This window comes from Streptomyces sp. NPDC001056 (assembly GCF_053598955.1).
Map to the genome: position 1 here is coordinate 111933 of NZ_JBSFLI010000005.1, position 19800 is coordinate 131732.

The following is a 19800-nucleotide window of genomic DNA, read 5'->3' on the forward strand; positions in this document are numbered from 1 at the left end:
GACTCAGTGCTCCGTCCGGGAAGGTCCGCCACCGCCGACCGCTGCCGCGGCCTCGTCGACCAGGAGCGCGGCGCCGGTCGCGGCGAGGACCTCTTCCACGGTGATGCCCGGCGCGGTCTCGGTCAGTCTCAGCCCCTCGGGGGTGACGTCGATGACGGCGAGATCGGTGATGATCCGGTTCACCACACGGCGCCCCGTGGCGGGCAGGCTCAGCTCCTCGACGATCTTCGGACTGCCGTCCTTGGCCGTGTGCTCCATCACGACCACCAGCCGCCGGGCGCCGTGGACCAGGTCCATCGCACCGCCCATGCCCTTGACCATCTTGCCGGGGATCATCCAGTTGGCCAGGTCGCCGTGGGCCGACACCTGCATCGCGCCGAGCACGGAGACGTCGATCCGGCCGGCCCGGATCATGCCGAAGGAGAGGGCCGAATCGAAGTAGGCGGTGCCGGGCACGGTGGTCACCGTCTCCTTCCCGGCGTTGATCAGGTCGGGGTGCTCCTCGCCGTCGTACGGATAGGGGCCCACGCCCAGGATGCCGTTCTCCGAGTGCAGCACCACGTGCACCCCCTCCGGCAGATGGTTCGGGATCAGCGTGGGCAGGCCGATGCCCAGGTTGACGTACTGGCCGTCGCGCAGCTCCCGGGCGGCGCGGGCGGCGAGCTGGTCGCGGTCGAGCGGCATGATCACTTCTCCTCGGAATCGGTGCGCGAGCCGGCCGCCGCGGCGCCGGCGGGTACCGGGCGCACGGTGCGGCGCTCGACGCGCTTCTCCAGCGAGCCGTCGACGGCGATCACACGGTCCACGTAGACGCCCGGCAGATGGACGGCGTCCGGGGGCAGTTCCCCGGCCTCGACGACGCGTTCGGCCTCCACGACGGTCACGCGCCCCGCCATCGCGCACAGCGGGTTGAAGTTGCGCGCCGCCGCGTGGAAGACGCAGTTGCCGTGCCGGTCGGCGACGGCGGCCCGCACCAGGGCGAAGTCGGCGGTGATGGCCTCCTCCAGCAGGTAGCGGCGGCCGCCGAACTCCCGTGTCTCCTTGGGCGGGGAGGCCACCAGGACACCGCCGTCGTGGGTGTGGCGCCAGGGCAGGCCGCCCTCCTCGACCTGGGTGCCCACCCCCGCCGGGGTGTAGAACGCGGGGATGCCCGTGCCGCCGGCCCGCAGCCGCTCGGCGAGGGTGCCCTGCGGCGTCAGTTCCACCTCCAGTTCCCCTGCCAGGTACTGCCGGGCGAACTCCTTGTTCTCACCGACGTAGGAAGAGGTCATCCGGGCGATCCGGCCGGCCCGCAGCAGCAGCCCCAGCCCCCAGTCGTCCACGCCGCAGTTGTTGGACACGACCCGGAGACCGGACACGCCCGTGTCGACCAGCGCGGCGATCAGCGTCGACGGGATGCCGCACAGGCCGAACCCACCGACCGCGAGTGTCGCACCGTCAGGGATGTCCGCCACTGCCTGCGCGGCCGCGGCCATCACTTTGTCCATGCCGTTTCCTTCCCCACCGGGGCCCGTTCCGTCCGTCGACCCGGCCGTCCGCCACGTCGCGGGCAGGACCGGGTGCTCTCACCCTTGCGGTCCCGGTCGCAACCGACCATGTGTGCCGGTGCCATGACCGGGGCCCGAAGAGCGGTGACCGACAACATGCCGCCCGCCGCACGGCGCTCCTAGGGTTCCGGCAACCACGCACCGCTCCCGTCCTCGCACAGGAGGCCGCCGCCCCGGACAGGGCGGCGGAACCCGCGCGACGGACGGGCGACACTGTCAGGAGCCGCTCATCATGCGTTCCAGCGTCACCGGCACCCTCAGAAGCAGATCCGTTCGCGCACTCACCCTGCTGGCCGCAGGCGCCCTGATCGCGGGCTGTTCCTCGGCCGGCACCGCCGGTACCGGGTCCACCGGTTCGGACAGCGCGACCGCTCCGGTCAAGGTGGGGCTGGTCTACTCCCGCAGCGGACCGCTCGCCGCCTACGGCAAGCAGTACGAGCAGGGCTTCAAGGCGGGCCTGGCCTACGCGACGCACGGGACGAACAAGGCCGGCGGCCACCCCATCGAGGTCACCGAGCAGGACGACGCGGGCGACCCGGCCAAGGCCGTCGCCGCGGCCAAGACCCTCGTCGGCGAGGGCTACAAGGTCCTCGCGGGCACCACCGACTCCGGGGTGGCGCTCCAGATGGCGCCGCTGGCCGCGCAGAACAAGGTGCTCTACGTCAGCGGCCCCGCCGCCACCGACGAGGTCACCGGTGCCAACGCCTACACCTTCCGCTCGGGCCGGCAGTCCTACCAGGACATCCTCGCCGCCGGAACCCTCCTCGGCGACCCCAAGGGCAAGAAGGTCACCGTACTCGCCCAGAACTCCGCGTTCGGGCAGGCCAACGTGGCCGCGGTGAAGGCGGTGCTCGGCAAGAAGGGGGCGCACGTCGGCTCCGTACTCGCCCCGCCGAGCGCCACCGACCTCACCCCCTTCGCCCGGCAGACCAGGGCCGGCAAGCCCGACCTGGTGTTCGTCGCCTGGGCCGGTGCCAGCGCCCCGGCGCTGTGGACCGCGCTGAACCAGCAGGGCGTGCTGGACGCGAGCAAGGTCGTCACCGGGCTCGCCGGCACCGCCTCGTACCCGATCTTCGGTCCGGCCGGTTCCAAGGTCTCCTTCCTCGCGCACTACTTCCCCGGCGCCGGGGGCGGCAACCCGGTGGAGAAGGCCATGCTCGACGGCATCACCAAGGCCGGCGGAACCCCCGACCTGTTCAGCCCGGACGGCTTCACCGCCGCCCAGATGATCGTGCACGCGATCGACTCCGGCAGCGCCACCGACACCGCGGCCATGGCCAAGGCGCTGGAGGGCTGGAGCTTCGACGGTCCCAAGGGCAAGGAGGAGATCCGCGCGGCGGACCACGCCCTGCTCCAGCCGATGTTCACGGCCCGGCTCAAGGGCAGCGGCAGCGCCGCCCGGCCCGAACTGCTCGACGGCATCCCGATGACAGCGGTCGCCCCACCGGCCGCCGGGACGGCGGGCTGAGCGGATGTCCTCCTCGAAGACGACGTCACCGAGCGCCGCGGGGGCCGGGGGCGACCGCACCTCCCCGGCGCCCGTGCTCCGGCTGCGCGACATCGGCTGGACGGTCGGTGGCGCGACCATCGTCGACTCCGTCTCCTTCGATGTCCGCGAAGGCGAGTTCCTGGCCTTCATCGGCCCCAACGGGGCGGGAAAGACGTCGCTGTTCAACCTGGTGAGCGGGCTCAGTCCGGTCTCCCGGGGCACGATCGAACTGGACGGCCGCGACATCACCGCGGAGGCCGCCTACGCCAGGGCCCGGCGCGGCCTCGGGCGCACCTTCCAGACCTCCAGCCTGTGGCCGGGCATGACCGTCGCCGACCATGTGGGCCTGGCGGCCCAGGCCGCCGACGGCGGGTCGTACCGGGTCTGGCGCCGTGCCGACACCTACCCGGAGCGGGTCGAGGGGATACTGGCCCGCACCCAGCTCGCGCACCGCGCGGACACCTGCGCCGACGCCCTGTCACACGGCGAGAAGCGCAAGCTGGAACTCGCGGTCCTGCTCGTCGGCGAGCCCCGGCTGATGCTGCTCGACGAACCGATGGCGGGTGTGAGCGCCGAGGAGGTGCCCGCCCTGACCGAACTCATCCGGTCGCTGCACAAGGAAGAGGGGCGCACCGTGCTCATGGTCGAGCACCACATGGACGTACTGCTCGGTCTGGCCGACCGGCTGGCCGTGATGCATCACGGCACGCTGCTGGCGCTGGACACCCCGCAGGCCGTGATGGCCGACCCCACCGTGCAACAGGCTTATCTCGGGGAGGAGTTGTGATATCCACCCCGACACCCCTGCTGACCGTGCGCGACCTGCGGGTCGTGATCGGGGGCAGGCACATCCTGCACGGAGTCGACCTGGAGGTGGCCGCGTCCGGCACCACCGCCCTGCTGGGGCGCAACGGAGCGGGCAAGACGACCACCGTGCGCGGCATCCTCGGGCTGGTCCCGCGCACCGGCAGCGTGCTGCTGGCCGGCGAGGAGACGGTGCGTCAGGCCACCCACGCCCTGGTGCGCCGCGGCATCGGCTACGCACCCGAGGACCGCGCGGTCTTCGCCGCCCTCAGCGTGGCCGAGAACCTGCGCCTGGCCGAGCGGCCCGGCGCCGGTGAACCGGCCTACGACCTGGTGCACGAGCTCTTCCCGGAGCTGAGACGACGCGCCCGGCAGGCCGCCGGCACCCTGTCCGGCGGTCAGCAGCAGATGGTCGCCATCGCCCGGACCCTGCTCAACGGCAACCGGCTCATCATCGCCGACGAACCCACCAAGGGCCTTGCGCCCAAGGTCGTCACCGAGGTCGCCCAGGCGCTGGAACGCGCCGCCGAGGCGGTGCCCGTGCTGCTCGTGGAGCAGAACCTCGCCGTGGTGCGCCGTCTCGCCCGACACTGCGTGGTGCTCGCCGACGGCCGCACCGCGCACCAGGGGCCGGCCCTCGACCTGCTCGCCGACGCCGAGGCGGCCCGCCGGCTGCTCGGCGTCGGCAGCGCCGGCCACGGCGGCCCCGCGAGGACGCCGGCCGGCCCGCCCGCTCGCACCGCGGCGCGTCCCGCCGCCCGGACCACGGAGGCGGACGCCTGATGGCCACCGTCGTGCTGCTCACCTTCACGGGACTCGGCCTGGGCGCCCTGTACTTCCTGATCGCCTCCGGCCTGTCGCTGATCTTCGGGCTGATGGACGTGCTCAACTTCGCCCACGGCGCCCTGCTGTCCGTCGGCGCCTACGGCACGTGGTGGGCCGCCTCCGGCCACCTTCCCGGTGCCGGAACCGGAGGGGCCGGGTTCGCCCTCGCCGTCGTGTTCGGCACCGCGGTGGGCACCATCGCCGCCGTGCTGCTCGAAGTCGCCGTCATCCGCCCGCTCTACACCCGCCCCCGCGAGCAGATCCTCGCCACGGTGGGCGTGGGCCTGGCCGTACCGGCCCTGCTGTCCGCGATCTGGGGGGCCGACGCCCGGCCCTTCCCCGGGCCGAAGGCACTCTCCGGCACGTTCGGCCTGCTGGGCGCCGAAGTACCGCTCAACCGGCCGGTGTTGATCGGTGTGGCCCTGGTGGTGCTGGCCGCGCTCAAGCTGTTCCTCGGCCGCACCCGGCACGGACTGGTCGTCCGCGCGGGCGTGGAGGACCGGGCCATGGTCACCGCGCTCGGCATCGATGTGCGCCGGGCCTTCACCCTCGTCTTCGCCATCGGCGGCGCGGCAGCGGCCCTCGGCGGCGCCATCGGCGGCCTCTATTTCGGCTCCGTCGACCCCGGCCAGGGCACCTCCCTGCTCATCTTCGCCTTCGTGGTCGTCGTGACGGGCGGCATGGGCTCGCTCACCGGTGCCGCGCTGGCCTCGGTGGCCGTGGGCCTCGTCCAGCAGTTCGCCAACTACTACACCACCGCGGGACTCGGCGACGTCGCCGTCGTCGTCCTGCTCGCCGCCCTGCTGCTCGTCAGACCGCGGGGGCTCACCGGGAGGCTCGCATGACCACCGCCACCCAGCCGCGCGGCCGGGACCGCGCGGCGGACCACCCCGTCGCCGGCCGCTCCGAGCGGCTACGGCGAGCCACCCGCTGGTGGCCGGCCCTGATGCTGCTGGTCCTGTTCACGCTGCCCTACAGCGCGCTGCCGCTGCCGGGTCTGCTCGACGGCCCGATCGGCAGTCCGGGCAACCTGCAACTGCTCGCCCTGTGCCTCCTGTTCGGCGGCCTGGCCACCGGCTACGACCTGCTGCTCGGCCGCACCGGACTGCTGTCCTTCGGTCACGCGCTCTACTTCGCCGCGGGCACCTACGTCACCAACACCGTCATGCTGGAAGCGGGCCTGCCGTTCGCCGTGTCGGCGCTGCTCGGCCTGCTCGCCGGCGTGGTGCTGTCCGCGCTGCTGGGCGCGGTCAGCCTGCGGGTCAGCGGCATCGGGTTCTCCATGGTGACGCTCGCCTTCGCGCAGGCCGCGTCGATCCTCGTGCAGCGCGACCCCGGAGGCGTCACGGGCGGTGAGGAGGGCAGGGCCGCGCCCGCGGACCGGCTGCCCGCCTCGCTGGTCGGCATCGAGCACACCGCCAACCTGTACTGGATCGCCCTGGCCTACCTCGTGGTGGCGCTGGTCGTCGTGCAGTGGGCGGTCCGCTCGCCCACCGGAAGGGTCTGGGAGGGCATCAAGGAGAACGAGCGCCGGGTGGAGGTGCTGGGGCTGCGCCCGTACGGCTACAAGCTGGTCGCCTTCGTCCTGGCCGGCACCCTGGCCGCGCTCGGCGGCATCGTGTACCTGCCGCTGACCGGCGGCGCCACCCCGCAGACGACGACCTCCGATTTCACCCTGTCCCTGCTGGTGATGGTGGTGCTGGGCGGTTCGGGCACCCGGTGGGGACCCATGGTCGGGGGCATCCTCTACACCTGGGCCGACCACCGGCTCGGTGATCTGGCCGGCTCCGGCGCGGTCGCCGGTCTGCCCTCCGTGGTGCGGGTGCCGCTCTCGCAGCCGCTGTTCCTGCTCGGCGCGCTGTTCGTCGCGGTGATCTACCTGCTGCCCGGTGGCGTCGCGCGGCTCCCGGCCCGGCTGCGTACGGCCCGTACGGCCCGCACGTCCCGGCTCGCCGCCCGCCGGGAGGAGGCCCCGGCGTGACGAACGGTCCCAGGTCGGTCCTTCCCCCCCGGGCGGGGCAGGTCCGCCCTGGGCCTGGCGCGGGGGCCACGCCCCGGATCCGCGGCTCGGGCCGGACGGCCACGAGCACGCCATCGGAGTGTGCGCCGCCGCCGCGGTCCGGGCGTCGGCCGTCGGCCGTGGCGCCCGGTTCACCGCGATGAACGACGTCGTCACCGCGCATCGGTGACGACCGGCCCTCGACCCTGTGTTCCCGTTCGAAGAAGCCGGGGCGGTGTACCGGTACGACGAATCGGCCGGCCCGTTCGACCTCCGGTCCTTCGCCTCAGCCGGTGAGGGTCCTGACCGAGCTGAGCAGGGCCGTCAGTCCCGCCTTGGCGTCGGTGAAGAACATGCTGGTCCTGGGGTTCGTGAACAGGTCGTTGTCGATTCCCGCGTAGCCGTGCCCCAGGGACCGTTTGATCACGACGATGCTCTTCGCCGCGTCCACGTCGAGGATCGGCATGCCCGAGATCGCCGTCCCGGGGCGGCGGGCCGCCGGGTTCGTCACATCGTTGGCGCCGACGACGAGGGCGACGTCGGTCTGCGCGAACCGCGCGTTGGCCTGCTCCATGTCGATGAACCGTTCATAGGGCACGTTCGCCTCCGCGAGGAGCACGTTCATGTGGCCGGGCATACGGCCCGCCACCGGGTGGATGGCGAAGGCGACGTCGGTACCGCGCTCGCCGAGGAACCGCGCGAGTGCGGCGACCTCGTGCTCGGCGTGCGCCACGGCCAGGCCGTACCCGGGGACGATGACGACCTTGTGCGCGTAGGCGAGTTGCACGGCGGCGTCGTCCGCCTCCGTGATGTGGACGGGGCGGCCCGCCGCCGGGCCGGACGGGCCCGTGCCGCCGGAGGTACCGAATCCACCGGCGACGATCGCACCGACGGAGCGGTTCATCGCCTTCGCCATCAGGCCGGTCAGGATCGACCCGGCCGCCCCCACCAGCGCCCCGGCGATGATGAGGACGAGGTCGTCGACCACCAGGCCCGCCATCGCCACGGCCAGGCCCGTGAACGCGTTGAGCAGGGAGATCACCACGGGCATGTCGGCGCCGCCGATGGGCAGGGCCAGCAGCAGCCCGTACGCCAGCGCCACGACGAGGAGTACGAACACGGAGGCGTCGTCGCCCGGATCGACGACGAACCACACCGCCGTGCCGAGAGCGGCGAGAAGGGACACCGCGCCCAGCGCACGCCGGCCCGGGATGCGTACCGGCGCGCCCGAGACCAGTCCCTGGAGCTTTCCGGCGGCGACGAGTGAACCGCTGAGCGTGACGGAGCCGATCGCGAGCCCCAGCACCAGCGGCACGCTCACCCGGCCGGGCAGGCCGGCCCCGCGGCCGGTCAGCGCCTGGGTCAGCGAGATCAGCACGGCCGCGCCACCGCCGACGGCGTTGAACAGGCTGACGAGCTGGGGCATGGCCGTCATCCTGACCCGGCGGGCGAGGACGACACCGGCGGCGGAACCCACCGCGACGCCCGCGGCCAGCAGGAACCATACGACCGTGTCGGTGCCGCCGGCATGCACGGCGCGCGCGACGGCCGTGCAGACGGCCACGGCCATGGCGCCGGCGGACAGCAGGTTCCCCCGCCGCGCGGTGTGCGGGGCGTTCATGAGATGCAGGCCGGTCACGAAGCAGACCGCGCAGGCCAGATAGACGAACCAGGTCGCCGTGTCGAAGGTGCTCACCGGTCACCCCGCGCGGTCGTCCGCGGCAGGAGGCGCCGGTGCCGGGTCGGCGGAAGGCGCGTCGCGGAACATGCCGAGCATCCGGTCGGTGACCACGAAGCCGCCGACCACGTTCATCGCCGCGAAGACGGCAGCGAGCGTCACCAGCGCGCGGGCGAGCGGGCCGTCCGCGAGTCCGGCCACCGTGATGACGCCGACGAGCACGACGCCGTGGATGGCGTTCGCCGCGGACATCAGCGGGGTGTGCAGGGTGGCGGGGACCTTGCTGATGACCTCGAAACCGACGAGGACGCTCAGCACCAGGACCGTGATGTCGATGAGAAGGCTCGTGCTCATCGTCGTACTCCCCGGTCGCTCATCGTCGTGTCTCCCGGTTCGACCGGGGGCCGCCCGTGGCCGGCGTCGCGTCCCCCGTGCCGCCCGCGGGGGCCGGCGGGGCGACCGGTGGCAGGCCGGTGACGACCACGGCGGCATCGATGGCGTCGTCCGGATCGACACGCAGACTCCCGTCCCGGACGAAGTGCAGCAGCAGGTCGGACACGTTGCGCGCGTACGCGGTGGACGCCGCACGGGGCACCCGCGACGGCAGGTCCGGCGCGCCGATGACGGTGACGCCGTTGTCCGTGACGACCGACCTGCCCGGCTCGGAGCCCTCGACGTTCCCGCCCAGCGCGCTCGCCCCGAGGTCCACGACCACCGAGCCGGGCCGCATGGCGGCCACGGAGTCCGCGCTCACGAGCAGGGGCGGCTTGCGACCGGGAACCTGAGCCGTGGTGATGACGATGTCGTGCTCGGTGATGTGGTCGCGCAGCGACGCACGCTGCGCCTGCTGCTCCTCGGCCGACAGCTCGCGGGCGTAGCCCCCTTCGCCCTCGCCCGAGGGCGTGCCCAGGTCGAGGAAGACCGCGCCCAGGGACTCCGCCTCGGGCCTGGCCGCCGGGCGGACGTCGTACGCCGACACCCGCGCGCCGAGCCGGTGTGCGGTCCCGATCGCCTGGAGCCCGGCGACGCCCGTCCCCAGGACGAGGACCTTCGCGGGCGGTACGGTGCCGGCCGCGGTCATCAGCATCGGCAGGTACCCGGCGAAGACGTCCGCGGCGAGCAGCACCGACTTGTATCCCGCCACGTTGGCCTGCGACGTCAGGGCGTCCATCGACTGGGCGCCGCTCAGCGTGCGGGGGAGCAGGTCGAGGCCGATCGCCACCGCGCCCGCGTCCCGCAGTCGCCCGACGAGCCGTGGCGACGTGCGGGCCCGCAGCAGCGCCAGCAGGAACTGTCCCCCGCGCAACCGCCCGGCGAGATCGTCCGGGGGAGGTCCGACGGCCAGCAGGGCATCGGAGCCGCCGACGACCTCGTCGCGCGAGGAGACCCGCGCTCCGGCCTCCTTGTACGCCGCGTCCGGATACCAGGCGCGCTCTCCGGCGCCCGACTCCACGAGGACCTCGATTCCGCGCGACGTCAGCCGGCGCAGGCCCTCGGGTGTCATGGCCACCCGGTTCTCCTCAGCCGCGGACTCCTTCAGAACCCCCGCCGTGATCGCTCCTCGAAGGACGCTCATAGAGCCTTCTTCACTGTCTCGTGTGCTCCAGGGCACGGACACTCGTGCGGGGTACGGCGGCCCGGTCGTTCCCCGTTCGGACGACCGGGCGGGAGGCGACCAGGCGCCTCCGGCCGTCCGCGGAACCGCCCCCGCTGCGCACCTGCCGGCCAGGACGCGCGGAATCAGGCCGCCGGGCTGTGGGCGACGAAACCGCGCGTCCACGCAAGCCTCGCACCACGACCCACCGGACGCACCTCGTGCGGCGGACCCGGGACGCGCCCCCGCCTTCCGCGAACCGGCGATCCGGTCGCGGCGGGCCGGCCCACCGGGCGACGCGGGGCGTACGGGCCCTCCTCAGGTTTCCCGGCCGGAGCCCCGGATCACGACGACGGGGCAGGGAGCGTGCTGTACGCAGTGCATGCCGACCGAGCCCAGCAGCGTCTCGCGGAACTCGCCGCGCCCTCGGTTGCCCACGACCAGCAGGTCCGCTCCCGCGGCGGCATCGAGCAGCACGGCGGCCGGATGCCCGTGGACCGAGGTGGTGCGGAGCGCGACCGGCCGTCCCGGCCCCGGCCCGAGGGCCTCGTCGATCGCCTCGTCCAGGACCTTGCGCATGTGCTCCTCGTAGTCACCCATCTCCTTCTGCGTGGGCGGGACGAGGCCGTGCCAGCGCGTCGGGAGGTCCCAGGCGAGGACCGCGTCGACAGCGCCGCCGACCAGCTTCGCCTGGTTCACCGCCCATCGGAGAGCCGCTTTCGACTGTTCGGAGCCATCGACGCCCACCACGATGCGCGCAGGGGGTGCAGCCTCGTTGTTCATCACGTCGTTCCCGCCTGGTCGTAGACGTCACCTTGCTCCACCATCTCCGTGACCGGGGGCGGCCGCCACTTCACGGGGCGGTGGTCCGCACCGCTCGGCTCGGCGGGACGCACCGGCCGGGACCAGCCGCCCTCCGGCGCCCGGACCGGTCGTCTCTCCCGCGCGTCCCGCCTGCTCGGACGTTCGTGTCAGGCGCTCTCGCGGCGGTCGTGCACCCGCCCCAGCCTGCGGCCCATCAGCAGGTAACCGACCAACGCGCCGGACGTGTTGAGGATGACGTCGTCCACGTCGAAGGCCCGCCCGGTGACCAGGGCGCCCTGGACCGTCTCCACCAGCAGCATCACGGTCGCGGTCGTCAGCAGGACCCGCCAGATGCCCCGGGCCCCCGGCGCGAGCACCGGCAGCAGTACGCCGAACGGCACGCCCAGCACGATGTTGCCGCCGATCTGCTTGACGGCGTCCCGCAGTTCGGGCTGGTCCAGATAGGCCTTGAGGGAGCGGCCGGGGTGCAGGTTGCTGTGCGCCAGGGAGGCCGAGGCCGGGGACGGCTCCAGGGTGATCCTGGCCAGTACGACGGCGAAGGCCACCATGAGGACGAAGGCGCACAGCGTCGCCAGTATCCGGACCGGCAGCGCGAGCACATGCCGGCGGCGAGTGGCGGCCGGTGTCGCCTCACGGGAGTCCGCTCCTGTCCCGCTCCGGAACCGGCGGCCGAACCGGGCAAGGCGACTCGTCGGGTGCGAGCGGCCTGCGCGCACGTATCGAGCGGGACGAGCCATTCGGTCCTCCAGTCGTCAGCGGCCCTGAGGGGCAGGGCGGTCACCAGGGGGGCGGCGGGATGCCGGGCGCGGCGGCGCGGGCGGGGCGCGTGCGTGTCAGGACCCGTAGGAGACGTGCACCTCCGTGAAGCCGAGCGAGTGCAGCAGACCCTCCAGCATGTCCGCGGTGTTGGTCTCGGCCCGTGCGGTCAGTCCGCTGCGCCTGGCGGCCTCGCCGATGCGGGACACGGCGAGCTTCTGCACGGCGTGCTCGCTGTTGGGGTTGTCCGAGAACAGGTCGCCCAGCCGGTCGAGCAGTCCGCGCTGCTTGGAGACGGCGTAGGAGTGGTCGGCGTCCAGGGCCGGCCTGCCCAGTCGTGCGTGCGGGAGCCGCAAAGTGGCCGACGTACGGTCCTTGTTCACCGTCACGTCCTCGTCCTCGACCTCGCCGAGGTCCACGTAGGCGTCCACGGTGCCGGCGCCGACGTACAGGGTGCGGGTGCCGCGAACGGCGTCCGGCAGGTACGCGGTGTCCTTCTCCAGGTCGACGACGACCTGGAAGGTGCCCGAGGCCGCGTCGTAACGGCTCATGTCCTTGACGGACTTCAGGAGAGCGGGACCCGAACGGTCGTGCGTCCGCGTGCCGAACAGGTCCTGGACACCCGGGAGCACGGCGAGCCCGATCCCGGCGAACAGCAGCGCGAGCACCAGCACGAAGGCGGTCACGGCCTTCGCCCAGCCGGGCATGCGCCTCTGCGGGCGGCTGAGGGGAGTCGTCATCCGGCAGCCCTCCTTCCTGCTGTCCGGATGCCCCCCAAAGCCGCCGCCAGACACGCGAGTTGACGAAAGGCCGTCCCGGCGCAGGCGGCGCGGGCGACCCGGCCCGCGCCGGCGACGGTCAGGGTGCGGTATGCCTCGGCGCGCACCTGTGACGACGGCGTGTCTCCCGCGGGTGCGGTTCGCCCGGAGGTGCCTGTGGGGACATCGTGCCGCCTGTCGTCTCCCGGCCGGGACACGACGGGCGGCACGGGTGGTGCCGCGCCGGTGCCGCCTTGTTCCGACGGCTGATCAGCAGCCGACGGGCGAGGAGCCGACGGCCACGTCGTCGAACCACAGGGTGTCGTCACCACCGCCGTAGCTCTCCCAGCCGAGGCGCAGACCGGTGGGGCGGGGTGCGGTGGTGCGGGACAGCCACTGCTGGTCGATGTCCGCGGTGGGGACACCGTCCGCGTGCAGGCCGGGTACCTGCTGGTCGCCGAGCCAGGTGTCGAGGTCGCCGTCGGACGTGTCGATCATGAAGCGCAGGCACTGCCAGCTTCCGGTCGGCAGCGGCGTGCTCTGGGCCACGCCGGCCGGGCTCTGGGCGGGCAGGGTGGCGTCGTCGATCTCCCGGTTCCACTGCAGGGCGCCGTTCTGGCCGCCGATCCGCAGCGCCTTGCCGCCCTGGGAGCTGTCGGGCATGGAGACGAAGGCGACATGCCCGGTGGGGAGCGCGGTGGTGTGCCGTACCCACATCCGGATGTACAGGGGGCCCACCGACGACAGGTCGGCTGTCGTGGCGACGAAGGCGTGGTTGCAGTAACCGCCCTTGCCGTCCACCCTCATCGACTTGCCGCCGCTGTGCGCGACGGAGCTGTCGACCGTGACCGTACCGGTGCCCTGGCAGTCGGGTGCCGCGAACCGCCAGGCGCCGGAGGGCGTGGCACCGCTCTGGTCCTCGAACCCGGAGCAGAGCACGGCCCCACCGCAGTCACCGCTGGGCGGCGGAGTCGTCGGCGGCGGGCTGGTCGGCGTTCCCGGATCGGTCGGCGTCGTGCCGCCGCCGCAGGACACGCCGTTGACCGCGAAGTCGGTCGGTGTGGGGTTCGAGGACTGGTAGGTCCCCTGGACGCCGAAGTCGGCGGAACCGCCCGTCGCCAGGCCGCCGTTCCATCCGGTGTCCGTGGCGGTGACGGCGTCGCCGCTCTGGGAAACGGTGGCGTTCCAGGCCGAAGTCACCTTCTGGTCACCGCCGTACGTCCAGGTCAGACGCCAACCGGTGATCGCCGGGCCGAGGTTGGTGACCTTGATCGCGGCGGTGTAGCCACCTGACCACTGGTCGACCGTGTAGTCGACCTGGCAGCCGGCGTCCGCGGCGTTGCTGGGAGGCGCCGCGACGAAAGCGGACAGCAGCAGCCCGACGGCCGAGAAGGCCGCCAGCACCGCCAGGGCCCGGGGTCGATGCCGTAATCGTGTGACGAGAGTGCGCATGGTTGCCTCCGGGACACGGGGAAGGAGGAGTACCGACCAGGACATGGAGAACATGGGAGCGCTCCCATACATGACAACTACTCGGACCGCGCGCTGTCAATGCACCGGGATCCCGGTCCGCCCGCCGCGCCACGAGGCCCGGCCGCGTGCCGCACCGTCCGCCGCGGCGGGAACGACGCTCCGGCGAAGCAGGGGCACCGTTCCTGCGGCCGTACGGCAAGGTCACCGACGCTCCCCGGGGGGCGCGGCCGTCGGGGGTGACGGCGCCGGGGCGGATCCGGCCGCGGGGCGCCGCCGGGGCGGCCGGGACCCCAGCCGTCGGGCGCGTGAGCCGAGCCGAGAAGACCGCGTCGGCCCCGGCACCGGCTCGCGAAAGCGCGGGCGAGGGGTGAAGGTGGTCCATGCGGGCGTCGGGCGCCGGAGGTGCTCCGGACCGCGTTCGTCCGCCGCGGCGTCCTCTCCGTGGTGGCTCCGCGGTGGCCGTTGGTTAACGAGGGGCCTGGTGGGAAGTCGGAGGTGCACAGTTCGCCCACGGCGGGCCGACGGGGCGGTTCCCGGGCGAGGCAGTCGGCGTTCGCCCGTCACCTAGGAGTGCGCGTGACCGTTCGCATCGGAGTGGAAGAGGAATTCCACATCGTCGAGGTGGAGACCGGCCTGCTCGCGCCGCGAGCCGAAACCGTGCTGGAAGGGCTTCCCGCGCCCGCCTTCACGACCGAGTTGCAGCAGGCGGTCGTCGAGACGAACAGCGGTGTGCACGAGTCCCTTGCGGACCTGTACGGCGATGTGACCGGCGCGAGGCGCCGGCTTGACGCGGCGGCGAGCGCACACGGGCTGGCCGTGGTGGCCGCCGGTACCGTCCCGCTGGCCCGCGCCGCGGACACCCGGCCCACCGCCGGGCGCCGCTATCGCCGCATGGTCGACGAGTACCGCATGGTCGCGGACGAGCAGCTGATCTGCGGGACCCACGTGCACGTCGACGTCCCCGACCGGGACCTGGCCGTGCGGATCATGTGCGAGGTCTCCCCGTGGCTGCACGTGCTGCTGGCCCTGTCCGCCAGCTCCCCCTTCTGGCAGGGCGCCGACACCGGCTACGCCAGCTGGCGGACCATGGTGTGGCAGCGCTGGCCCACCGCGGGCCCGCCGGGATGCTTCGCCGACGCCGCCACGTACGACGCGGTCGTACGGAGCCTGCTCGACTCCGGCGTCATCAGCGACGCCGGGATGATCTACTACGACATCCGCCCCTCGGCCCACCAGCGGACCCTCGAACTGCGCATCTGCGACGCCTGTCCCCGCGCGGAGACGGTCGTGCTGATCGCCGGTCTCTTCCGCGCCCTGGTCACCGAGGCCCGCGAGCGGCTGGAGACGACGGACGTCCCCGCCTGCCCGGGCCGGCACGAGTGGCTGCGCGCCGCCGCCTGGCGTGCCGCGCGGTCGGGCCTCGAAGGAGCCCTGATCGACCCCGGCACCCGGCACGAGGCGCCCGCGGCCCAGGTCGTCCGGGACCTGCTGGAGCGGATGCGCCCGGCACTCGACGCCACCGGGGACTGGCCCACCGTCCGGGGCCTCGCCGAACGGGCCCTCGCGAGCGGCAGCGCCGCCCACCGCATCCGCCGTACGGCCCGCCACGACGACCTGCTCGCCTGTACGGACCTGGCGATCGCGGAGACCCGGGGCGAGGACCACCCGCGCCCACGGAGTCCCGCCCCCGCCCGCCGTGTCGCCTCCCCGGGCCAGGCCGCCGCGTAGCCTTCCGGGCCCTCGCGGGCGACGGCGGCCGGCCGAGGCGCACAAGAGGACCTCTGCCGAACCTCGAACACCATCACACACTCTCGTCGCGAAGGAGAGGCATCCCCGTGTCGACCAGTCCCGGCCACACGTCGGAGGGCGTCCCACCGTGGATCTCGCGTGCGTCGGGGGGCGCCCCACCGCGGACCTCGCCGCCGCGCGCCCCGCATGATCCGCGCGCCCCGTACCCGTGGCGGGGAGGTGGTCCCGGATGTGCGGCCTGAGCGGGGAGATGCGCTTCGACGGCACGCGGCCCGATCTGGCGGCCGTCGAGCGGATGAGCGACCGGCTCGCCGCCCGCGGCCCGGACGGCCGGGGGGTCTGGTCGCGGGACGCCGTGGCCCTGGGCCACCGCCGTCTGAAGATCATCGACCTCTCCGCGCGCGGGGCCCAGCCCCTGACGGACACCGCGCGGGAGGTCACGGGCGTCTTCAACGGGTGCGTCTACAACTACAAGGAGCTGCGGGCGGAACTGACGGCCCTCGGCCACCGGTTCGGGTCCGCCTCCGACACCGAGGTCGTCCTCGCGGCGTACCGGCAGTGGGGCACCGCCTGTGTCGACCGCTTCCACGGCATGTTCGCGTTCGCCCTCGTCGAGCACCGGACCGGCCGGCTGATCCTGGCCCGCGACCGGCTCGGCATCAAGCCCCTGTACCTGGCGCAGACCCCCGGGCGGCTGCGCTTCGCCTCCTCGCTGCCCGCCCTGCTCGCGGCCGGCGGCGTCGACACCTCGCTGGACCCGGCCGCCCTGCACCAGTACCTCAGCTGGCACGCGACCGTGGCCGCGCCCCGGACCGTGCTGGCGGGGGTGCGCAAGCTCCCTCCGGCCACCGTGCGGGTCGTCGAGCCGGACGGCACCTTCCGGGAGCACCGGTACTGGCAGCCGTCGTACACGCGCCGCCCGGAACACGCCGGCATGGGCCCCGCCGAGTGGCGGGACGCGGTGCTGGAGGCGCTGCGCACCGCCGTGCAGCGGCGCATGGTCGCCGATGTGCCGGTCGGGGTCCTGCTGTCCGGGGGACTGGACTCCAGCCTGATCGTGGCCCTGCTGGCCGACGAGGGGCAGCGGGACCTGGCGACCTTCAGCGTGGGCTTCGAGTCGGAGGCCGGTGACGAGGGGGACGAGTTCCGGTACTCCGACCTGGTGGCCCGGGAGTTCGCCACCGATCACCATCAGCTGCTGGTTCCCTCGCGGCGCGTGTCGACGGCGCTGGACGCGGCGGTCGCGGCGATGAGCGAGCCCATGACGAGCCATGACGTGGTCGCCTTCCACCTGCTGTCCGAGCAGGTCTCCCGGAACGTCAAGGTCGTCCAGTGCGGACAGGGCGCCGACGAGGTCTTCGCCGGCTACCACTGGTACCCGCGCCTGGCCGACGCGGCCCGCGAGGAGGAGCCGGAGAGGTACGCCGAGACCTACTTCGACCGGCCGCACGCCGACCTCGCCGCGATCCTGCGGCCGGACATGCTGCCACGGGACGACGTCTCCGGCCGGTTCGTCCGCGCGCACATGGCGGCGCCGGGGGCCGAGACGGCGCTCGACGCCGCACTGCGCCTGGACACCCATGTCATGCTGGTGGACGATCCGGTCAAACGGGTCGACAACATGACCATGGGCTGGGGCCTGGAGGCCCGGGTGCCGTTCCTGGACCACGAGCTGGTGGAGCTGGCGGCCGCGTGCCCGCCGGAGCTGAAGCTGGCCGACGGCGGCAAGGGCGTCCTGAAGGAGGCCGGGCGCAAACTGCTGCCCCGCGAGGTGGTGGACCGTCCCAAGGGGTACTTCCCGGTCCCGGCGATCACCCACATGGCCGGACCCGTCCTGGAAAGGGTGCGCGAGGCGCTCAACGCCCCGGAGGCGAAGCGGCGCGGCGTGTTCCAGGACTCGTACGTCGCCGGACTCCTGGCGGCCCCCGACCGACACCGCACCAAGCGCGGAGCGAACGCGCTGTGGCAAGTGGCTTTGCTGGAGATATGGCTTCAGACGCACGGAATCTGACCGGGGAGCCCGTCGCGGAACGCGTCCCCGACGCCGGCACGGACGGTGCCGAACGGCCCTCCACCGTGCACCCGGAGGGGACGCACCCGACCCGCCCGACGCACCCGGAGGGCCCCGGGGGGACCGCCGACGCACCCCCGCCCGCCCCCGACGGCCGTACCACCGCCTTCGCCGCGCCCGCCGCCGTCCCGCTGCCGAACGCCTCAGGGCCGCGCGAGGCGACGACGCGGCTCATCGCGCACGGCTGCTGGTACCCCTCGGCCGACCCGGCGGGCACCCGGCTCGCCTTCATCTGCGACCGGGGCGGGGTGCCCCAGCTCTGGACGGGCTCCGTCGACGGCGACGCCGTACGGCTGCTCGACGACGGACCGGACCCCGTGCGGGAGGTGTCCTGGTCGCCCGACGGCCGCTGGATCGCCTACACCACGGCTCCCGGCGGTGGTGAGCACACCCGGGTGCTGTGCGTCCGCCCCGACGGCAGCGACCGGCACATCCTGGCCGGGACCGAACCGGGCAGCTCCGCCCACCTGGGCTGCTGGGCGCACGACGGATCGGCGGTCGCGGTCACCGTCGCGGTCCCCACCGCCCCTTCCGCCGCCCCCGTCCCGGACGCCGGGACAGGTCCGTACCCCGCACCGGCCGACGTCCGCCTGCCGGACCACTGGCAGGGCCGCGCGGGCGAGACGGAGCTGCTCGGCCCGCCACCCCACACGGACCCCGGTCCGGCCCTGCCGTCACCCGCCGCCGTCACGGTCGGCGCGGCGACGATCGGCGCCCCGGGCGGCAGACCGCCCTCGCCGGCGACCGGCTTCGGCGACGGACTGTCGGCGTACCTCGTCGACCCCGACGGCGCCGCCGCCCCCGTCCTGATCGCCGCCGTGAAGGACGCGGCGACGCTGCGCGTGTGCGACCTCAGCCGCGACGGGGCGCTCGCGCTGCTGCGCCGGGGACCCCGCGGCCGGCGCGAGGCGGTCGTGCTGCGCACCGCGGACCGTGTGACGACCTGTGTGATGCCGGTGGCCGACGGGGACCCGTGGATCGGCAGCTTCTCACCCCGCGCGGACGCCCTCTGGCTGCGCAGCAACGCCCACCGGGAGTTCGCCGTCCTCCTCACCGCCGAACTCGACCCGGACGGGCGGCCGCGCGGCTGGTCGACCGGTGCCGCGCGCCAGGGCAGCGAGCTGGAGCTGCTGCGCTGCGCCCGTGACGGCGCTACCGCCGTGCTCGCCTGGAACGTCCAGGGCATCAGCGAGGTCGAGGTCCTGGACATGGACCCGTCCGCCTGGCCGGGCGCGGAGACCGGCCCGTACCGGCAGGTGACCCTGCCCCACGAGGTGGTCACCCGCGTCACGGCCGCCGGCCACCGGCTGGCGCTGGCCCTGTCGGGGTCCCGCCGCCGCCCCGGCATCTGGTGGCTGCCCGACGGCGCGACCCCGGTACGCACCCGGTGGTCCTCCCGGGACGAGGACGCCGTTCCCCCCGGCCGGCCGCCCGTGCGACCGGTACCCCTGCGGCCCACCGCCCGGGACGGGCTGCCGCTGAACGGCTGGTACTACCGCGCGCCGGGGCGCGATCCCGGCGAACCGGCGCCCTGCGTCATCTACCTGCACGGCGGCCCCGAGGACCAGGAGCGCCCGGTCCTCAACCCCCTGTACCACGAGATCCTCGGGCGCGGCCTGGACATCTTCGCGCCCGACGTGCGCGGCTCCTCCGGATACGGCCGGTCGTTCGTCGACGCGGACCTGGGCAGGGGCCGGTTCGCCGCCCTCGACGACGTGGCGGACTGCACCGCCCACGCGGTGCTGGCCGGCCCGGCCGATCCGTCCCGGCTGGCGGTGATGGGCCGTTCGTACGGCGGCTACCTCACCTTCGCCTCCCTGGTCTGGCACCCGGACCTCTTCCGCACCGGCGTCGCGGTGTGCGGCATGTCGGACCTGGCGACGTTCTTCGAGGGCACCGAACCCTGGATCGCGCAGTCGGCGGCCCACAAGTACGGCCATCCCGAACACGACCGCGAACTGCTGCGGGAGCTGTCGCCGATGACCCGCATCGACGCGCTGCGGGCACCGGTGTTCGCGGTGCACGGGGAGCACGACACCAATGTGCCGCCGGGGGAGTCGGAGCAGTTCGTACGGGCGGCACGCGAGCGCGGCCTCACCGCCGAACTCCTCACCCTGCGCGAGGAGGGGCACGAGTTCCTCCGTGCCGACAACCGCCGGCTCTTCCGCCGCGCCGCGGCCGACTGGCTGCAACGGCACCTGGGCGGCTGACCGGCCCGGGGCGTGCGGTGCC

The 19800-nt window shown here is 73.7% G+C and carries 17 protein-coding genes; 8 read left to right on the top strand and 9 right to left on the bottom strand.

All coding sequences use genetic code 11. The features are described from left to right. Nucleotides 1-3 precede the first annotated feature (3 nt). Both ACWDD7_RS08320 and ACWDD7_RS08325 read right to left on the bottom strand, forming a co-directional pair. Nucleotides 4-684: a CoA transferase subunit B gene (locus tag ACWDD7_RS08320; protein WP_450456796.1), complete on the bottom strand. Its 681-nt coding sequence runs from the start codon at nt 682-684 to the stop codon at nt 4-6. A 2-nt stretch (nt 685-686) separates the two neighbouring features. Continuing rightward, entirely contained in the window at nt 687-1487 is an 801-nt protein-coding gene (locus tag ACWDD7_RS08325) for a CoA transferase subunit A (protein ID WP_351865062.1), read from the bottom strand. Between the two features lie 292 nt (nt 1488-1779). On the opposite strand from ACWDD7_RS08325, the gene ACWDD7_RS08330 reads away from it, so the two are divergent. Genes ACWDD7_RS08330 through ACWDD7_RS08350 form a run of 5 tightly spaced genes read left to right on the top strand, consistent with a single transcriptional unit; the run spans nt 1780 to nt 6646 of the window. Next, nucleotides 1780-3015 carry a substrate-binding domain-containing protein gene (locus tag ACWDD7_RS08330; protein WP_450456797.1) on the top strand — a complete coding sequence of 412 codons (1236 nt, stop codon included), beginning with the start codon at nt 1780-1782 and terminating at the stop codon, nt 3013-3015. A gap of 4 nt (nt 3016-3019) precedes the next feature. Further along, nucleotides 3020-3823, top strand: coding sequence for an ABC transporter ATP-binding protein (locus ACWDD7_RS08335; RefSeq protein ID WP_351865057.1), 804 nt, complete (start codon nt 3020-3022; stop codon nt 3821-3823). Continuing rightward, complete coding sequence (locus ACWDD7_RS08340; protein WP_450456909.1) at nt 3823-4623, top strand: ABC transporter ATP-binding protein; 801 nt, start codon at nt 3823-3825, stop codon at nt 4621-4623. Before ACWDD7_RS08335 ends, ACWDD7_RS08340 begins: the two co-directional genes overlap by 1 nt. After that, a complete protein-coding gene (locus ACWDD7_RS08345) occupies nt 4623-5510 on the top strand; it encodes a branched-chain amino acid ABC transporter permease (protein ID WP_351865054.1) in 888 nt (295 codons plus the stop codon). The genes ACWDD7_RS08340 and ACWDD7_RS08345 overlap by 1 nt, the downstream gene beginning before the upstream one ends. Then, nucleotides 5507-6646 (top strand): branched-chain amino acid ABC transporter permease, encoded by a 1140-nt coding sequence (locus ACWDD7_RS08350; RefSeq protein ID WP_351865051.1) that lies wholly within the window; start codon nt 5507-5509, stop codon nt 6644-6646. Before ACWDD7_RS08345 ends, ACWDD7_RS08350 begins: the two co-directional genes overlap by 4 nt. Before the next feature lie 304 nt (nt 6647-6950). Here the strand turns inward: ACWDD7_RS08350 and ACWDD7_RS08355 are convergent, their stop codons facing one another. The 7 genes from ACWDD7_RS08355 to ACWDD7_RS08385 form a co-directional block, all read right to left on the bottom strand. Continuing rightward, nucleotides 6951-8360: an NAD(P)(+) transhydrogenase (Re/Si-specific) subunit beta gene (locus ACWDD7_RS08355; protein WP_450456798.1), complete on the bottom strand. Its 1410-nt coding sequence runs from the start codon at nt 8358-8360 to the stop codon at nt 6951-6953. A 3-nt stretch (nt 8361-8363) separates the two neighbouring features. Continuing rightward, a complete protein-coding gene (locus tag ACWDD7_RS08360; RefSeq protein ID WP_351865046.1) occupies nt 8364-8696 on the bottom strand; it encodes an NAD(P) transhydrogenase subunit alpha in 333 nt (110 codons plus the stop codon). Nucleotides 8697-8715: 19 nt separating this feature from the next. Next, nucleotides 8716-9918 (bottom strand): NAD(P) transhydrogenase subunit alpha, encoded by a 1203-nt coding sequence (locus tag ACWDD7_RS08365; RefSeq protein ID WP_450456799.1) that lies wholly within the window; start codon nt 9916-9918, stop codon nt 8716-8718. A gap of 336 nt (nt 9919-10254) precedes the next feature. Further along, entirely contained in the window at nt 10255-10719 is a 465-nt protein-coding gene (locus ACWDD7_RS08370) for a universal stress protein (RefSeq protein WP_351865042.1), read from the bottom strand. Between the two features lie 188 nt (nt 10720-10907). Next, on the bottom strand, nt 10908-11498 hold the full coding sequence (locus ACWDD7_RS08375) for a VanZ family protein (RefSeq protein WP_450456800.1): 591 nt from the start codon (nt 11496-11498) through the stop codon (nt 10908-10910). A 96-nt stretch (nt 11499-11594) separates the two neighbouring features. Further along, nucleotides 11595-12257, bottom strand: a complete 663-nt coding sequence (locus ACWDD7_RS08380) for a DUF4230 domain-containing protein (protein ID WP_450456801.1) — start codon at nt 12255-12257, stop codon at nt 11595-11597. A gap of 288 nt (nt 12258-12545) precedes the next feature. After that, the gene (locus tag ACWDD7_RS08385; RefSeq protein WP_450456802.1) at nt 12546-13727 is read right to left on the bottom strand and encodes a cellulose-binding domain-containing protein; all 1182 of its coding nucleotides are present in this window, start codon (nt 13725-13727) and stop codon (nt 12546-12548) included. Between the two features lie 597 nt (nt 13728-14324). Between ACWDD7_RS08385 and ACWDD7_RS08390 the strand changes: the two genes are divergently transcribed. The 3 genes from ACWDD7_RS08390 (at nt 14325) to ACWDD7_RS08400 (ending at nt 19778) form a co-directional block, all read left to right on the top strand. After that, nucleotides 14325-15476, top strand: coding sequence for a carboxylate-amine ligase (locus ACWDD7_RS08390; protein WP_450456803.1), 1152 nt, complete (start codon nt 14325-14327; stop codon nt 15474-15476). A 250-nt stretch (nt 15477-15726) separates the two neighbouring features. Continuing rightward, nucleotides 15727-17508 carry an N-acetylglutaminylglutamine amidotransferase gene (locus tag ACWDD7_RS08395; RefSeq protein WP_450456804.1) on the top strand — a complete coding sequence of 594 codons (1782 nt, stop codon included), beginning with the start codon at nt 15727-15729 and terminating at the stop codon, nt 17506-17508. Beyond that, nucleotides 17484-19778: a prolyl oligopeptidase family serine peptidase gene (locus ACWDD7_RS08400; protein ID WP_450456805.1), complete on the top strand. Its 2295-nt coding sequence runs from the start codon at nt 17484-17486 to the stop codon at nt 19776-19778. Before ACWDD7_RS08395 ends, ACWDD7_RS08400 begins: the two co-directional genes overlap by 25 nt. Nucleotides 19779-19800: the final 22 nt, after the last annotated feature.

Coding starts and splice junctions, on each gene's coding strand:
- ACWDD7_RS08320 (WP_450456796.1), bottom strand. CDS start 684: ATGCCGCTCGACCGCGACCAGCTCGCCGCCCGCGCCGCCCGGGAGCTG.
- ACWDD7_RS08325 (WP_351865062.1), bottom strand. CDS start 1,487: ATGGACAAAGTGATGGCCGCGGCCGCGCAGGCAGTGGCGGACATCCCT.
- ACWDD7_RS08330 (WP_450456797.1), top strand. CDS start 1,780: ATGCGTTCCAGCGTCACCGGCACCCTCAGAAGCAGATCCGTTCGCGCA.
- ACWDD7_RS08335 (WP_351865057.1), top strand. CDS start 3,020: ATGTCCTCCTCGAAGACGACGTCACCGAGCGCCGCGGGGGCCGGGGGC.
- ACWDD7_RS08345 (WP_351865054.1), top strand. CDS start 4,623: ATGGCCACCGTCGTGCTGCTCACCTTCACGGGACTCGGCCTGGGCGCC.
- ACWDD7_RS08350 (WP_351865051.1), top strand. CDS start 5,507: ATGACCACCGCCACCCAGCCGCGCGGCCGGGACCGCGCGGCGGACCAC.
- ACWDD7_RS08360 (WP_351865046.1), bottom strand. CDS start 8,696: ATGAGCACGAGCCTTCTCATCGACATCACGGTCCTGGTGCTGAGCGTC.
- ACWDD7_RS08365 (WP_450456799.1), bottom strand. CDS start 9,918: ATGAGCGTCCTTCGAGGAGCGATCACGGCGGGGGTTCTGAAGGAGTCC.
- ACWDD7_RS08370 (WP_351865042.1), bottom strand. CDS start 10,719: ATGAACAACGAGGCTGCACCCCCTGCGCGCATCGTGGTGGGCGTCGAT.
- ACWDD7_RS08375 (WP_450456800.1), bottom strand. CDS start 11,498: ATGGCTCGTCCCGCTCGATACGTGCGCGCAGGCCGCTCGCACCCGACG.
- ACWDD7_RS08380 (WP_450456801.1), bottom strand. CDS start 12,257: ATGACGACTCCCCTCAGCCGCCCGCAGAGGCGCATGCCCGGCTGGGCG.
- ACWDD7_RS08385 (WP_450456802.1), bottom strand. CDS start 13,727: ATGCGCACTCTCGTCACACGATTACGGCATCGACCCCGGGCCCTGGCG.
- ACWDD7_RS08395 (WP_450456804.1), top strand. CDS start 15,727: ATGTGCGGCCTGAGCGGGGAGATGCGCTTCGACGGCACGCGGCCCGAT.
- ACWDD7_RS08400 (WP_450456805.1), top strand. CDS start 17,484: ATGGCTTCAGACGCACGGAATCTGACCGGGGAGCCCGTCGCGGAACGC.